At 57.6% G+C, this 14,647-nt stretch carries 10 protein-coding genes, 4 pseudogenes and 1 other annotated feature; of the genes and pseudogenes, 4 read left to right on the top strand and 10 right to left on the bottom strand.

Going from position 1 to position 14,647, the window contains the following annotated elements; genetic code table 11:
- A partial coding sequence (locus tag DWB67_RS18200) for a hypothetical protein (RefSeq protein ID WP_220475149.1) occupies positions 1-205 on the top strand: 205 nt, incomplete at its 5' end.
- Positions 206-388: 183 nt separating this feature from the next.
- On the opposite strand, the pseudogene DWB67_RS14885 reads toward DWB67_RS18200, so the two are convergent.
- Positions 389-1,518 (bottom strand): annotated as a pseudogene (locus DWB67_RS14885) (IS110 family transposase).
- Between the two features lie 115 nt (positions 1,519-1,633).
- Between DWB67_RS14885 and DWB67_RS14880 the strand changes: the two are divergent.
- A pseudogene (locus DWB67_RS14880) lies at positions 1,634-2,199 on the top strand (IS5 family transposase); the annotation flags it as partial.
- Positions 2,200-2,252: 53 nt separating this feature from the next.
- Positions 2,253-3,016, top strand: a pseudogene (locus tag DWB67_RS14875) (IS3 family transposase); the annotation flags it as partial.
- Positions 2,540-2,656, top strand: a sequence feature (AL1L pseudoknot). It overlaps the preceding pseudogene by 117 nt.
- 368 nt (positions 3,017-3,384) lie before the next feature.
- Here the strand turns inward: DWB67_RS14875 and DWB67_RS14870 are convergent.
- The 8 genes from DWB67_RS14870 to DWB67_RS14835 all read right to left on the bottom strand — a co-directional run bounded on the left by DWB67_RS14870 (position 3,385) and on the right by DWB67_RS14835 (position 11,694).
- A complete protein-coding gene (locus DWB67_RS14870; RefSeq protein ID WP_119808379.1) occupies positions 3,385-4,512 on the bottom strand; it encodes a Gfo/Idh/MocA family protein in 1,128 nt (375 codons plus the stop codon).
- Position 4,513: 1 nt separating this feature from the next.
- Complete coding sequence (locus DWB67_RS14865; RefSeq protein WP_119808378.1) at positions 4,514-5,569, bottom strand: sugar phosphate isomerase/epimerase; 1,056 nt, start codon at positions 5,567-5,569, stop codon at positions 4,514-4,516.
- Between the two features lie 17 nt (positions 5,570-5,586).
- On the bottom strand, positions 5,587-6,708 hold the full coding sequence (locus DWB67_RS14860) for a Gfo/Idh/MocA family protein (RefSeq protein WP_119808377.1): 1,122 nt from the start codon (positions 6,706-6,708) through the stop codon (positions 5,587-5,589).
- Positions 6,701-7,465, bottom strand: coding sequence for a sugar phosphate isomerase/epimerase (locus DWB67_RS14855; protein WP_119808376.1), 765 nt, complete (start codon positions 7,463-7,465; stop codon positions 6,701-6,703). Before DWB67_RS14855 ends, DWB67_RS14860 begins: the two co-directional genes overlap by 8 nt.
- Before the next feature lie 16 nt (positions 7,466-7,481).
- On the bottom strand, positions 7,482-8,561 hold the full coding sequence (locus DWB67_RS14850) for an ABC transporter ATP-binding protein (RefSeq protein WP_119808375.1): 1,080 nt from the start codon (positions 8,559-8,561) through the stop codon (positions 7,482-7,484).
- A gap of 8 nt (positions 8,562-8,569) precedes the next feature.
- Positions 8,570-9,451, bottom strand: a complete 882-nt coding sequence (locus tag DWB67_RS14845; protein WP_119808384.1) for a carbohydrate ABC transporter permease — start codon at positions 9,449-9,451, stop codon at positions 8,570-8,572.
- Between the two features lie 4 nt (positions 9,452-9,455).
- Positions 9,456-10,382 (bottom strand): carbohydrate ABC transporter permease, encoded by a 927-nt coding sequence (locus tag DWB67_RS14840; protein ID WP_119808374.1) that lies wholly within the window; start codon positions 10,380-10,382, stop codon positions 9,456-9,458.
- Between the two features lie 79 nt (positions 10,383-10,461).
- Complete coding sequence (locus tag DWB67_RS14835) at positions 10,462-11,694, bottom strand: ABC transporter substrate-binding protein (RefSeq protein ID WP_119808373.1); 1,233 nt, start codon at positions 11,692-11,694, stop codon at positions 10,462-10,464.
- 145 nt (positions 11,695-11,839) lie between these two features.
- On the opposite strand from DWB67_RS14835, the gene DWB67_RS14830 reads away from it, so the two are divergent.
- Positions 11,840-12,859: a LacI family DNA-binding transcriptional regulator gene (locus DWB67_RS14830; protein WP_119808372.1), complete on the top strand. Its 1,020-nt coding sequence runs from the start codon at positions 11,840-11,842 to the stop codon at positions 12,857-12,859.
- A 369-nt stretch (positions 12,860-13,228) separates the two neighbouring features.
- On the opposite strand, the pseudogene DWB67_RS14825 reads toward DWB67_RS14830, so the two are convergent.
- Positions 13,229-14,581 (bottom strand): annotated as a pseudogene (locus tag DWB67_RS14825) (IS1182 family transposase).
- Positions 14,582-14,647: the final 66 nt, after the last annotated feature.

Here is a 14,647-nt window from a genome sequence, read left to right as displayed (position 1 = left end):
ACCCGCTCTTTTCATCCGTCCCACGCATCTTCCCCCCCGACATTGTCGTGTGGCGAGTGAATCATGTTCTCAACTTACTATCAAAGCGGGACTATTTCAGCAGCCTGCTCTCATGATCGCTGTCAAGGATTTGTTTCAGGGCGATTATTCCGGCGTCACCGGGCGCAGTGTGATGTGGACGCGCAAGGTAGGAGACGGAACTTAGACGACGGTTGAGCAAGCTCTCATACGCGGGTTGGCTACCGCATGACCGTGGTTTCGTCCTGGGGCTGCCTCGTTCTAAGTGGCGAGCGTCGACTTCGTCGGCTCATAACAGGGCACGAGGGTTCCCCACCGCGTTCCGTCCCCAACCTTGCGCGTCGGCGTGATCGGGGCGCTTCTTGTTCTTTCAGCCTCGGCAGCCGACGTTCTCGATGGGCGTGGCCGTCACTGCTCTGGCGATAGCCCATATGAAGCCGATCATCTCGCGAGCGATAGCCGTTGTCACGACCACCTTGGGCTTACCCGCGGCAACCAGATGGCGGTAGCGATGGCACATCCGCAACTGCCCCTTCCAAGCGATGTCACGCGCGGCCTGGGGCAGATTCTCGATTCTGTCGTGAAGCTTGCGACTGACGCGCGCTTGCATGCGATAACTCCACGCGCCCTCAATCAGCACGCGCCGTGCAAGCCCGCCGCCCGCCTTGGTGATTCCGCCCCGACGCACGCTGGCGCCGCTGGAATGCTCCGAGGGTGTGAGCCCCAGATAGGCCATCAGCTGCCGGGGATTGTCGAACCGGTGGAAATCCCCGACCTCGGCCACCACGGTCACGGCAACAATGAAGGCGACACCGCGCATCGCTTGGATCGCTTCAACCACCGGTGCGAGGCTCCAGCTTGGCAAAAGATCGGCGATCTGCCCGGTCAGCCGCTCGATCCTGGCCTCGGCGTCGGTCACGGCATGGATATAATCCTGAAGCACAATTTGCTGCGCCGGGTGCTCGAAGCGGACTGTCGTCAGCCAGCGCCGATAGGCCTTTGTCCAGCCCTTCTTGCCGGGATAAATTCGACCGTGGCGGAGCAGGAAACCTTGGAGATGCTGCCGCGCCTTACCGGTGACGCGCACAGCTGTCGCCCGCGCCCGGACCAGATCGCGCATTGCTTCATGGGCGGCATCTGGCACCCAGACTGCCGTCAACTCACCCCCCTATGCAGCTTTGCCAGCATCACCGCGTCGCGGCGGTCGGTCTTCACCCGATCGCCCGCCTTTACGGGAATGAGTGACGGCGCAACCACAATGCAGTCGTGTCCCAACCCGATAAGCTGGCGGTGCAGACCATAGCCGCATGGCCCGGCCTTATAGCAAAAATACAAACGGGATCCGTGAACACCCAATTTCTCGACCAACTTCCTGATGTGGACCGGCCGATGTGGGATCGTTCCCCAATGGCGCACTTCGCCCCCGCGCTCACCTTGCGCGACGGCGACCGAAATCGTCGCCTTGTGGACATCAAGCCCAATGAATGTGCTATCCTGCATGTGGTCTCTCCCCCATTCCTGAGGCTCAGCGCCAGCCCATCTGGCGCAACCCTCGAACGGAGAATGCCGCGGGAGAGGCCGCCGAACCAGTCAGCTCACACGGCGATCATGGGGTCTAAAGACCCTCCTCGGGCTGCCACTCCGACACTCGACCTGTTTCCTGGCGATCCTGCGCAAACTGTCCGAACTTGGCTGGTCCGTGCCGGATTTCAGCACTCTGTCATGCCGCCAGAAAACCTTGAACGTAACGATCCTGTATCGCGCCTCCAAGGCGCGGCTGCACCTGCTCGTAGACAGAACCGGCAGTCAAGATTGAAGGTGACGACGAGTGGCACACACGCAAGCATGGCGTCTCGAAACGAAGGTTCTGTCGTAATATCCACCTGAGGATAGACGAGGAAACGTTGGAAATCCAGCCGGTCGAGGTCACCGCGAGCAATGTTAACGACGCGCCGATGCTCCCGGACCTGCTTGCCCAGATCTCGCCGGATCAGGAGATCGCTACCATTACAGCCGACGGTGCTACGACACGCGCGCCTGCCACGACGCTGTAATCGGGCGCGGTGCCGCCGCAATAACTCCGTCCCGCCGCAAAGCCATGCCATGCCATGCCATGCCATGCCATGGAAGCCGGACAGCGCCAGAGCCCGGGCACAACACAAGATATTGCGGACGTCAAAAGTGAAGCGCCCTGAGTCTGTCGGAGAACGTCAACCTAAATAGGGATGACGGGTATGACAAAAGGAAAAATGGCAAATCGCTACTTGCCAGAAATCATCGCGCGGGCGGTCCGGATAGTGTTTGAACATCAAGGTTCATATGAAACGCAGGCCGGCGCGATTGCGGCTATTGCACTCAAGATCGGCCGCATTTCCCAGACCTTGAGCGAATGGGTCAAACAGGCCGAGAAGGACAGTGACATGCGGAACGGCGTGACGACCGAGGAACGCGATCGGATCAAAGCGCTTGAACGTGAGGTTCGCGAGCTGCGCCAAGCCAACAAGATACTGCGCAAGGCGTCAGCATATTTTGCACAGGCGGAACTCGACCGCCCACCGAAGCGATAATCGCCTTCATTGGAGAGCAGCACGTTATCTACGGCGTCGAGTCGATCTGCAGAGTTCTGCCGATCGCACCGTCGACATATTACCACCGCCTGGCATGCCTCGCTGATCCGTCAAAAGCTTCGGCGCGGCATCAGCGTGATCCAGAGCTTTTCCCGCAAATTCAACGGGTCCGAGATGAGAATTACCAGTTCTACGGGGTCTGTAAGGCATGGCATCAACTGAAGCGCAAGGGCTTTGAGCTCGCGCGCGGCACGGTGGAGCGACTGATGAGACAGATCGGCATCCGTAGTGCCGTGCGTGGAAGGGTCGTCAAAATAACGGTTACTGACACGTCAGCGCCCTGTCCGCGTCACAAGGTGAACCGTATATTACGGGCACCAGCCCCAAATCTGCTATGGGTCAGCGACTTTACCTACGTGTCGACATGGCAGCGTGTTCGGCATCGGCATCGGCCTCGAACCGTTGGCGATCAATGCTTCACTCTATGTGGCTTTTTGTCATCGACTCCCCACGCTGCCATCGATCTCAGATTTCGGCACGCTGTCCAGCTGAATAATAGATCCTGCGACGATACTTCATTCAAAACACTCCCTCTTTTCCTAAAGATTAAAGTGTCGAGACCACCGTACATTGTGGCCGTTCACTTTGCCACAAAACGCTGCCGAGCGGCTTTCGAGTTGTTAACATGCGAACATCGCGCGGCATTTTGTCGGCCGGAGCGACGGTCAGCGAGATAATGTGCTTTTATGCCGGTTATAATTCAAGGGCTGCTTTTACAAATTGCCAAAGTCAAGCGACCTCATTCAAGCACGATCCATGCGGCCCCGTCGTTTGATGATCGCTGACAGGCGTCGACGAAGCGGACCCCGTCTAAACCCTGTGAAATACCAATCAGCGCACTGCTTGGCGTCAGTGTATCCGGCGCCAAAATGGCGTCTGCGGCCTCGCGGTATAGGGTTGCGAAGGCCTCCAGATAGCCCTCCGGATGGCCCGCGGGAATGCGTGTAACGGCAGCAGCAGCGGGATGGGCCGCATGGCCGCCGCGTGTGATTTTGCGGGGGGCTTCGCCCAATTCGGAGAGCCAAAGCACGTTGGGATCTTCTTGCACCCAGCGAAGGGATGCTTTCGTGCCATAGACTGCCAAGGTCAGATTATTCTCGTTTCCGACGGCCACTTGGCTGGCCCAGATATGGCCCCGCGCGCCGCCTTCAAACTGCAAGGTGACGCGCGCATCGTCATCCACGGCCCGGCCAGCGACATGCGATCGCAAGGATGCACTGAGCGACCGTGTGCGCAGCCCAGTGACAAAGCAGGCTAAATTATAGGCATGGGTGCCAATATCGCCAATCGCACCACCACCCGATTGCGCGGGGTCGGTACGCCATGCCGCCTGTTTATTATCGGCGGCGGGGGCATCGCTCAGCCAGTCTTGCAAATAATCGGCCTGCACGATCCGAATGTCCCCCAACGCCCCATCGGTCACCATCTGGCGCGCCTGCCGGATCATCGGATAGCCTGTGTAATTATGCGTCAAAAAGAACGACGCGGTTGAGGCTTTGGCGGCCTGCATCAGCGCCTCAGCCTGTTCAAGGGTTGCGGTCATCGGCTTGTCGCAGATGACATGAATACCCTGCGCCAAGAAAGCCTTGGCAATCGGGCCATGCAAATGGTTGGGGGTCACAATGGCGACTGCGTCGATCCCGTCGGGGCGCGCGGCCTCGGCCAATGCCATCGCGCGGTAGTCATCATAGGACCGCTCTGCCGCGATGCCCAATGCGGCGGCTGAGGCGTGCGCGCGGGCAGGATCGGACGCAAAAGCCCCCGCCACCAGATCAAAGCAGCCATCAAGCCGCGCCGCGATGCGGTGGACACCGCCGATAAAAGCTCCCTGACCACCGCCCACCATGCCAAGTTTTAGCGGGGCCATCTCAGAACCCCATCATTTTACGAAGCGCCGCGCGGTCTGACGCGCCGCCTGCGAAATCATCAAAGGCTTTATCCGTCCGGCGGATCAGATGATCGGCGATGAAGGGCGCGCCCTCTGCTGCCCCTTGCTCGGGATGTTTCAAGCAGCACTCCCATTCCAGCACGGCCCAACCGTCAAACCCGTATTGCGTGAGCTTGGTGAAAATGCCGCGAAAATCGACCTGCCCGTCCCCAAGCGAGCGGAAGCGGCCCGCGCGATTTGTCCAGTCGGCGTAACCCGAATAGACGCCTTGCCGTCCCGTCGGATTAAACTCTGCGTCTTTGACGTGAAAGGCGCTGATCCGCTCATGGTACAGGTCGATGAAGGACAAGTAATCCATCTGCTGGAGCAGGAAATGTGATGGATCATAGGTGATCTTGCAGCGCGGATGACCATCTAGTGCCGTAAGGAAGCGGTCGAATGTTGTGCCGTCAAACACATCCTCACCGGGATGGATTTCGAACCCGAAATCGACACCCGCATCGTCATAGATATCCAGAAGCGGCTTCCACCGCCGCGCCAGTTCGGTAAACGCCTCGTCGATCAGACCTGCGGGGCGTTGCGGCCAAGGGTACAGATAGGGAAACGCCAGCGATCCGGTAAAGCCGACAGCCCCCGACAGGCCAAGATGCTGCGAAGCCTTAGCGACCTTAGTGACCTGATCGACCGCCCATGCCTGCCGCGCGGCGGGGTCGCCATGCAGATGGTCCGGCGCAAAGGCATCAAAGGCGGTATCATAGGCCGGATGAACTGCCACCAGCTGGCTTTGAAGGTGGCAGGACAGTTCCGTGATTGTCAGGCCATGATCGGCGCAAATACCTTTGATTTCATCGCAATAGGTTTTGCTTGATGCGGCTTTGTCCAGATCGAATACTCGCGGGTCCCATGTCGGGATCTGCACGCCTTTGTAACCCAGCCCCGCGGCCCATTCCGCAATGGCGGGCAAGCAATCAAATGGCGCTTCGTCGGAAATAAACTGCGCCAGAAACAACGCAGGGCCTTTAATGGAATGACTCATCTTCTTCTCCGTTTGCGTTATGCCAGCAATGCCCGTGCTTGGTCCGGCCCCAAGACATCAGGGCGTATGCAGGTTGTCTGCATGGTCATGACCTGACCGGTTTCGCCCGCTGTCAGGATCGAGGTCAGCACCTCGATGACATGGGTGGCGAAATCGGCGTTGCAGCGGTGTGGGCGACCTGCGGTGATGGACAGTGCCATATCGGCCAGTCCTGCACCGCGGTAATTGGCGTAGATTTCTTCGAAATTCGGCACTGCGAAGGGATGGTCCCATGATTTCACAACAGGATCGCCGTCGCGTTCGGTGATGGTCAGATCGCCGCCAAAGCGGTTCGGGTCGGGGATGTTCATTGTCCCTTCGGAACCGTAAAGCTCCATGATCGGATGGTCGCTTTTCCAGACATCCCAGCTGGCCAGCAGGGTGATGATCGCACCGCTTTCAAACGAAAGCAGAGCGTGGATGGTGGTCGGTGTTTCGACCGGTATGGTTTCACCGTTGCGCGGTCCGTTCGCAATGGTACGGGTGGGTGAGGCCATACCCGTGAAACTAGTGACCTTTTTGACCGGGCCTAGAAGTTGGACCAGATTCGAGATGTAATAAGGCCCCAGATCCAGAATCGGACCGCCCCCTTCCAGAAAGAAGAAATCGGGGTTGGGATGCCAGTCCTCCATCCCGTGCGACATCACAACAGCGGTCCCGGATGAGACATCGCCAATCGCACCACTGTCGATCAGGTTGCGCGCCAGCTGATGACTTGCCCCAAGGAAGGTATCCGGCGCCGACCCGATCCGCAGGCCCTTGGCATCAGCCAACTCGCCCAGCTCGGTCGCTTCGGACAGGCTGAGGACAAAGGGCTTTTCCGAATAGACATGCTTGCCTGCCTGCAGGATCGCACGTGACACGTCGACATGCACAGAAGGGATTGTCAGGTTTATGATCAGGTCGATATCGGGTGCGGCAAGCATGTCGTCGACCGTATGGGCCCGCACGCCGAATTCATCCCCGCGCGCCTGTGCATTGGCCATATTGATATCGGCCACGGCAAGGATCGTATAACCTTTGAACATCGGAGCCAGCGTCAGATAGGCCGTCGAGATGTTTCCGCATCCGATGATGCCAACGCCCAGACCCTTAGTCATTCGTCTTCTCCCACAATGCATTGAATGCGGTGGCGGAACGGCGGGCAAAGGCCACAGCGTCGCGTGGTTTGTCATGCTCTAGCGCATAGATCATGTCGGGTGATTGGGCGCGGCAGGCCCGAAGATACGCCGCCCAGTCCAAAGTGCCTGTGCCCAGATCAGCCCAACCATCCTCATCGACATTGGTATCGGTTGGCGCGATATCCTTGACGTGGATGGCCGTGATGCGGCTGCCATAGCGGGCGATATAGTCCAGCGGATCACAGGTGCCTCGTACGATCCAGGCAAGGTCCGCTTCCCATTTAATATCGGGGGCGTGGTCCAGCAGGATATCCATTGGAATGCTACCATCGGGCAAAGCCACAAATTCGAAATCATGGTTATGCCAACCAAAGGAAATACCCTGTTCGGCATAGCGCAACCCAATTGTATTAAGTCGCTTGGCAAAGTCGATATATCCGGCAGCCGTATCGGGGCGGTCCTTTTCCTCAAGATAGGGCGCAAAGACACGTTGCATGCCCATCGTACGGGCGATGTGCAGGGTGGCGTCAAAATCGGCTTCGATATCGTTCAGGCCCATATGGCCCGATGGCATTGTTACCCCATTGGCATCCATCGCGGCACGATAGGCGTCAGCGTCGCCATAGACGCCGCCATAGCCCTCGACGCGGCTGATGCCCATTGCGGGAAGCTGGCCCAGAAGTGCGATTTGATCCGCCACATCGCGCATCGAATACAATTGCAGTGATACAGTCATGTGAAAGCTTTCCAGATTAAAGACGTGTCTCTGTTGTCATGTCGAAAAGATGCAGGTTCGACGCGTCGAACCCGATTGTCAGGCTCTGACCGGCTTCTAATGCCGATTGGCCTTCGGTACGTACGCGGACGGATTGCCCTGCAAAATCCGCCCAGACGAGGGTGTCGGACCCCATGGGTTCGACGATGTCGATTTCGGCAGGGCCGGAATATGTCGCCCCCTGCGCGGCGGCGGCTGTGACGATATGTTCGGGACGAATGCCCAGCCATGCCGCTCCGTCGCGCGAACCGTCGGGACCGAATTCATAACCATCAACCGCCATACTGAAACCGTCACAGTGAAAGGTGTTTCCGGCCAGTTCACCCTTGAACAGGTTCATCGCGGGTGAGCCGATAAACTCGGCCACGTATTTGTTGCAGGGCTTGGCATAGATGGTTTCCGGCGGATCAAGCTGTTCGATCAACCCGCCCCGCATGATCGAGATACGGTCAGCCAGCGTCATGGCCTCGACCTGATCATGGGTGACATAGATCATCGTGTTCTTCAGCTTTTTATGCAGCCGCTTCAGTTCGACCCGCAAGTCGGTCCGCAGCTTGGCATCAAGGTTGGACAGTGGTTCGTCGAACAAAAAGACGTCCACTTCGCGGACAAGTGCACGACCGATGGCAACGCGCTGTCGTTGGCCGCCCGAAAGGGCACCGGGCTTACGGTCAAGCAACGCCTCGATCTGCAGTACTTCGGCCACGCGGGCGACGCGCTTGTTGATTTCGTCCTTGGGCATCCTGGCGTTTTTCAGCCCGAATGACAGATTTCCGCGCACGGTCATCTGCGGATAGAGCGCATAGGATTGGAACACCATGCCAATGCCGCGGTCGGACGGCTCAGCCCATGTGACGTTCTTGCCCTTGATAAAGATCTGGCCGTCGGTCACCTCCAACAGGCCTGCGATGCAGTTCAGAAGCGTTGACTTCCCGCAGCCCGACGACCCCAACAGCACAAGGAATTCGCCTTCGCGGATATCGATGTTGAGTTGCTTGAGAACCTGCACGGCGCCAAAACTCAGGTCGAGATTTTTGATTTCTACCGAATATGTCATGGGGGATATCAGCCTTTGACTGCGCCTGCGGCGATGCCGCGGACAAAGAGCTTGCCGGAGGCAAAATAAATGACGAGAGGCACCAGACCCGTAAGCAGCGTCGCCGCCATATTGACGTTGTATTCCTTGACGCCCTGAACCGAGTTGACGATGTTGTTCAGCTGCACTGTCATCGGATAAAGATCGGGTTTCGTGTAGATCACGCCGAACAGGAAATCGTTCCAGATACCGGTGACCTGCAGGATGATCGCAACCACAAAGATCGGCAGTGCCATCGGCATCATGATCTTGAAGTAGATCCGCCAGAATCCCGCTCCGTCGACCCGCGCCGCCTTGAACAGCTCGTCCGGGATAGAGGAGAAATAGTTGCGGAATAACAGCGTCAGGATCGGCATGCCAAAGACCGTATGTACCATGACCAACCCCGTCAGCCCGCCATAGAGGCCCAGTTCGCGCAGCAGGATCACGATCGGATAGAGCATGATCTGATAGGGGATGAACGCGCCCAGAATGAGGATGTTAAAGAACACCTCGGAGCCTTTGAACTTCCAGTTCGACAGGGCATAGCCGTTGACCGACGCCACTGCGATAGACAGCGTCACCGACGGGATCAGGATCCGGACCGAATTCCAGAAGCCGCGGCTGAGGCCGTCACAATTGATTCCCGTGCAGGCCTGCGACCATGCCTTGACCCAAGGTTCGAACGTAATTTCGACCGGCGGGCTGAAGACATTCCCCAAGCGGATTTCGGGCATCCCCTTCAGCGAGGTAACGACCATCACGTAAAGCGGCAGCAGATAGTAGATGCTGACCAGCAGAAGTGTTCCATAGATAAAGATATTGTTGCGCGAGAACCGGCGCTTTGGCTTTGGCCCGCGTGGGCCTGTCATCGTGTTATCCACGGCTGGTCCCCTTGAATTGCAGATAGATGTAGGGGATCAAAATGATCACCACCGACAAAAGCATCATCGTCGAGGCGGCAAAGCCCTGACCGAGGTTTTGTGCTTTGAACATATAGTCATAAACATACATTGCAGGGACCTGGGACGAGAGTCCCGGTCCCCCCGAAGTTTGTGCGACGACCAGATCATAGAGCTTGATGATCCCCGCCGCGATCAGCACAAGCGAGGTGACAAAGACTGGCCGCATCATCGGAATGATGACCACCAGATAGGTTTTGACCGTACCGATCCCGTCAACACGGGCGGCTTTCCAGATATCTTCGTCAATGCCGCGCAGGCCGGCCAGCATGATGCACATGATCAGGCCCGATCCCTGCCAGATGCCCGCAATCAGAATGCCGAAAATCACGATATCTGGGTTATAGAGGGGATCGAAGCTGAAGCTTTCCCACCCCCAGCTGCGCACCACGCCCTGCAGCCCGTAATCGGGGTTCAAAATCCACTGCCAGACCAGTCCTGTGACAATGAATGACAAGGCGAACGGGAACAGGAAGATGCTTCGGAATGTATTTTCGAACCGGATTTTACGGTCAAGCAGAGCAGCAAGCGTAAAACCGATGACCAAGGTCAGCACCAGCGAGCAAACCCCGTACCACATCAGGTTCGAGATGGAGATAAGCCAGCGGCTGCTGCCCCAAAGCCGCTCGTATTGGTCCAGTCCGACAAAGTTGCCCTTTGGCAATAGGCGCGAACTGGTGAAGGAGTAAACAATCGTCCAGATGGTGCAGCCGACAAAGACCACCAATGCCGTCAGGATCATCGGGATCGCCGCGACCTTTGAACTGAGATTTTTGGTCAGCCTGTTCGGCTTTCCTTTCGCCGGACCCGCAATAGCGGTCCGATGATCAACGACGGACATCGTGATCCCCTTGTGACTGGATATGTGGAAGAGCGCTGAAATGACCTGCCCTGTCAGGGCAGGTCAAAGACGATCCGGCCTAATCGGCGCTGTCAATGATGTCGGCAAAACGTTCTTGTGCGTCTGCCGAGGACATCGCATCGCTTGACCAGAATTCGGCCATCAGGTCTTCCAGTTGAGCCTGTGTATCGGCGGAAAGCGACATGTCGCCCGAGGGCAGGATGTTGCCCGATGCCAGAATTTCCAGTCCCTTTTGCATGCATTCATTCGCGCTGCTCATATCGATATCGCCGCGGACAGGAAGCGAGCCCTTTTTAAGGTTAAAGGCAACCTGCACTTCCGGGCTCATCATCAAGGCGGCCAGTTCTTTTTGGGCGGCTGTAATTTCGGGGTCTTTGTTCAGCGGGAAGTAAAAGGCATCACCTGCGGTATCCAGCATCGCGCTGACGCCCAGACCGGGAAGACATTCATATTCGTCACCGGCCTTTTGACCCGCGATCTGGAATTCGCCCTGCGCCCAATCCCCCATAATCTGGCCACCGGCGGCACCCGTGATGACCATATTGGTTGCCTGGTTCCAGTCCTGAACATTGCCGCCTTTTGACATGTCGCGGGCCACAACGGCGGCATTGAATACCTTGGCGTATTCAGGCCCGGCAGCCATGTCAGCATCTTTATCGACATTCACTGCCAGCCATGCGTCCTTACCGGCGACCGCGACCGACATCACCCCGAAAGCACCTGCCTGTTGCCAACCCTGCGCGCCCACAGCCAGTGGCACCTTGCCCGCCGCACGCAGGGCGTCGGCATCGGCGATAAATTCATCCCAGTTTGCAGGGGTCGGTACACCCGCATCTGCAAAAGCCTTGTTCGACAACCATAGCCATTGCCACGAATGGATATTCAGCGGGACACAGTAAATTTTGCCATCTACTGTGCAAGAATCAAGAAGGTTAGGCGGGACAACTACATCTTTCCATTTTCCCGCTTCGGCCACATCCGTCAGGTCCAGCATCAAACCCGCCTCAATTAGCTCTTCGGCTTGGCGGCCGTGGTTCAATTGCGTGACGGCCATCGGGTCACCGCCCAGAATCCGGCTGATGATGATCGGCCGTGCCGTGCTGCCGGACCCTGCGATCGCGCCGTCCACCCAGCTATTGCCCGTCGCGTTCCACGCAGATGCCAGCTCCGAGACTGCCGCCGCCTCGCCGCCCGACGTCCACCAATGCGTCACTTCCAATTCCGTCGCCGAGGCCGCCGACGCGCAGGTCAGTGCGGTCCCGACCAACAAGGACTTCAATAATTTTGACATGTCTTCCTCCCAGAAGCTGCGGAAACCCGCGAGATCTTATGATCGCCACCTCCTGCAATCGATTACATCATGGATTGGGTTCGTTTGACTTGTCAACAATATTTGCAATCGATTACATAAAGCGAAATCAGGGTAGAATCCGGCAATGTCAAAAACTTCAACGCTTCAAGACGTTGCACGCGTTGCGGGGGTGTCCACCGCCACCGTCTCTCGTGTGTTATCGCATCCCGATATGGTGTCCGAAGCAACGCGAATCCGCGTGTCAAATGCCGTCGAGGTCAGCGGCTACCGTGTGAATCGCGCGGCGCGAAACTTGCGGACACAGCGCGCCCATTCGGTCTTGGTTTTGTTGCCGGATTTGGCAAACCCGTTCTTCTCGGCGATTTTGGAAGGGATCTCTTTGAACCTGTCGCGCAAGGGCTATTCGATGCTGATCGCCAGCACTAAACAGGTTCACGACAGCGGCGAAAGATTGATTGATTACCTCGATGATGCGCGTGCCGATGGCATGATCATTCTCGATGGCGGTTTGGACGCCGAGGTGATTTCATCCCTTAAAGTGGCAGCGCATTCAACGCGAATTCTCTTTGCCTGCGAATGGGTTAACGAGACGGAATTCCCCTCTGTGCGTAGCGAAAATCGCCGCGGCACGAAGGCCGCCGTGCGCTATTTGCATGATATTGGCCATCGCAAGATCGGTCATGTGACGGGCCCCGAAGGCAATGTATTGATGCAGGCGCGCAAGGAGGCGTTTGTGCAGGAAATCATCGCGCTTGGCCTTGAGCAACAGCCGGAATGGCTCATCCCAGGTGACTTCTCACTCGCGGCGGGATGTGTGGCGGCGAAGGCTTGGATCGCGCTCGAAAACCGCCCCACGGCGATGTTTTGCGTCTCCGATCAGGTTGCGATGGGGTTCATCTCCGAAATGTCGCGCCGCAATTTCAAGGTGCCCGAGGACGTCTCCGTCATGGGCTTTGATGACATTGATCTCGCGGAACAATTCATCCCGCCGCTGACCTCGATACGGCAGGACCGATTGCTGCTGGGACAGACCGCCGCCACCATGCTTTTGGAACGACTCGAAAGCCCCGATGACGCGGGGGCAGAGCACATGGCCATCATTCCCGTGTCACTGATCGTTCGTGGTAGCACCGCCGCGCTGTGATGACAGCCTTGGAGCTATGTCAATATTGGATTTGTCCCGGATGTTGACCTACATCTGTTAAGGCGACGAGCCGCAATTGATGCCATAATTTACAGGAATGGGAATGGCTTTCGAGATCTGCCGCAATCGACAATTCCCAAAGCCAACATTCGGGGCCATGTGTAGTATTTAGTAACTTGGGCTCGAAAATGACTTGCGCCGCTGAAGAACGTGATCTGGTCTCGAGGCCACTTGGTTGTCGGCATTTTAACTTGCCGCATCGCTGTCTCTCGCCCGCAGCGAAGGTCTGCAATCCATCCATTCTATTGGAAACAACGGTTCGCTCGCGCCGAAAGTCAGGTGCCAATGAGTGCGCGAGCGCCTTTCCTGTCATGCGTTTCGCATTTGCTGCGGTGCGGGAAGGATCTTGGCCAATTTGCGAAGGTTTTGGGCGGTGGCGGCGAGCAGGAATTCGTCATTTGCTCCGTTCGGGCCGCGTAATCGGAGCCTTCCCAGCCCCAGAATGCGCTTGAGGTGAGCAAAGAGCATCTCGACCTTCTTTCGTAATCGCATCAACACGGCATATTGGTCGGTCTTCGCGATTTCGCGGGCGATCTTGCGCGCATCTGCATTCGGGCAGCACTTGGGCTTTGATGGACAGGCGTGGCAGGTCAGCTTCAGGGCCTGATATTTTGCGACGCCCTTGCCGGACGGGCCACGGTTCGGGTCCGAGTAGTTGCGGCGGAACTACTTGAGTGCTTCGCCCTCGGGGCAGATGTATTGATTGTTCCCAGCGTCCCATTCAAAGTCGGCGCGAGACCATGTGCCGTCTGTGCGCCCGGCTTTGTCAATCACCGGGATATGTGGCGCGATCTTGCGATCCACCAGCCAGCCGAGCATCGGGCCGGAGCCGTAAGCGGTATCCGCGATGATGCGTTCGCGATGAAGATCGAACATGTCTTTTACACGGGCAAGCATCGTGCGGACGGACCCGACCCCGGCCTGCCTGATTGACCGGGTTGCTTCGACATCGACGATCACGGCGTTGTCACTATCGATCAAGTAATTCGTCGAACAGGCAAAGAACGCAGGGCCCTTGCGCGCTGCAGTCCACTGACTGGACGGGTCTGAATGAGACGTGAACTTGGGCTCAACTGTTGTGGCTGCGCCAAAGGCGGCGTCATCCAGAACCTCGAGATATTCGCGAACGGCCCGCGGCGCATCGGCTGGATTTATGGCTTCACGGTGCCAGTCCTCCTTCGCCGTCGAGTTCTGTTTGTTGGCATCGGCTTCGATCAAACTGGCGTCCGCTGCGAAGCGCTGCCCGCTGACCAGACCCTCTGCAATGCACCCCGCCACAGTGGTCTCGAACAGGTGGCGCAGCAGGTCGCTGTCCCGAAAGCGGCCGTGCCGGTTCTTGGAGAAAGTGGAATGATCCGGCACGCGGTCCATCAGGTCAAAGCGACAAAACCAGCGATAGGCGAGGTTCAGATGCACCTCTTCGCAGAGCCGCCGCCCGGCCCGGATCCCCGGGCAATAGCCAACCAGCAACATGCGGAGCAGCCGCTCGGGATCAATGGAAGGGCGACCGGCGTTACTGTAAAACGGGGCCAGATGCTGGCGAATGCCGGACAGGTCGACGAAACGATCAACGGAGCGCAGCAAGTGGTCTTGGGGCACATGATCCTCAATCGAGAACTCATAAAACAACGCGCCTTGCGCCTCATGTTTTGGTCCCAACATCGCAGATCCCCCAGCTTCACTACCGAAAGTGAATCAGCGATCAGGCATCAAATCAATGAGAGTTTT

The organism is Paracoccus sp. JM45 (genome assembly GCF_003590715.1).
GTDB lineage: Bacteria > Pseudomonadota > Alphaproteobacteria > Rhodobacterales > Rhodobacteraceae > Paracoccus.
The sequence above is the reverse complement of the archived record's forward strand: the minus strand, read 5'-3'. Positions and strand labels throughout refer to the sequence as shown.

What these genes read in the sequence shown, in the direction of transcription:
- DWB67_RS14865 (WP_119808378.1), bottom strand. Translation starts at nt 5,569, where the DNA reads ATGAGTCATTCCATTAAAGGCCCTGCGTTGTTTCTGGCGCAGTTTATT.
- DWB67_RS14835 (WP_119808373.1), bottom strand. Translation starts at nt 11,694, where the DNA reads ATGTCAAAATTATTGAAGTCCTTGTTGGTCGGGACCGCACTGACCTGC.
- DWB67_RS14850 (WP_119808375.1), bottom strand. Translation starts at nt 8,561, where the DNA reads ATGACATATTCGGTAGAAATCAAAAATCTCGACCTGAGTTTTGGCGCC.
- DWB67_RS14860 (WP_119808377.1), bottom strand. Translation starts at nt 6,708, where the DNA reads ATGACTAAGGGTCTGGGCGTTGGCATCATCGGATGCGGAAACATCTCG.
- DWB67_RS14855 (WP_119808376.1), bottom strand. Translation starts at nt 7,465, where the DNA reads ATGACTGTATCACTGCAATTGTATTCGATGCGCGATGTGGCGGATCAA.
- DWB67_RS14870 (WP_119808379.1), bottom strand. Translation starts at nt 4,512, where the DNA reads ATGGCCCCGCTAAAACTTGGCATGGTGGGCGGTGGTCAGGGAGCTTTT.
- DWB67_RS14830 (WP_119808372.1), top strand. Translation starts at nt 11,840, where the DNA reads ATGTCAAAAACTTCAACGCTTCAAGACGTTGCACGCGTTGCGGGGGTG.
- DWB67_RS14840 (WP_119808374.1), bottom strand. Translation starts at nt 10,382, where the DNA reads ATGTCCGTCGTTGATCATCGGACCGCTATTGCGGGTCCGGCGAAAGGA.
- DWB67_RS14845 (WP_119808384.1), bottom strand. Translation starts at nt 9,451, where the DNA reads ATGACAGGCCCACGCGGGCCAAAGCCAAAGCGCCGGTTCTCGCGCAAC.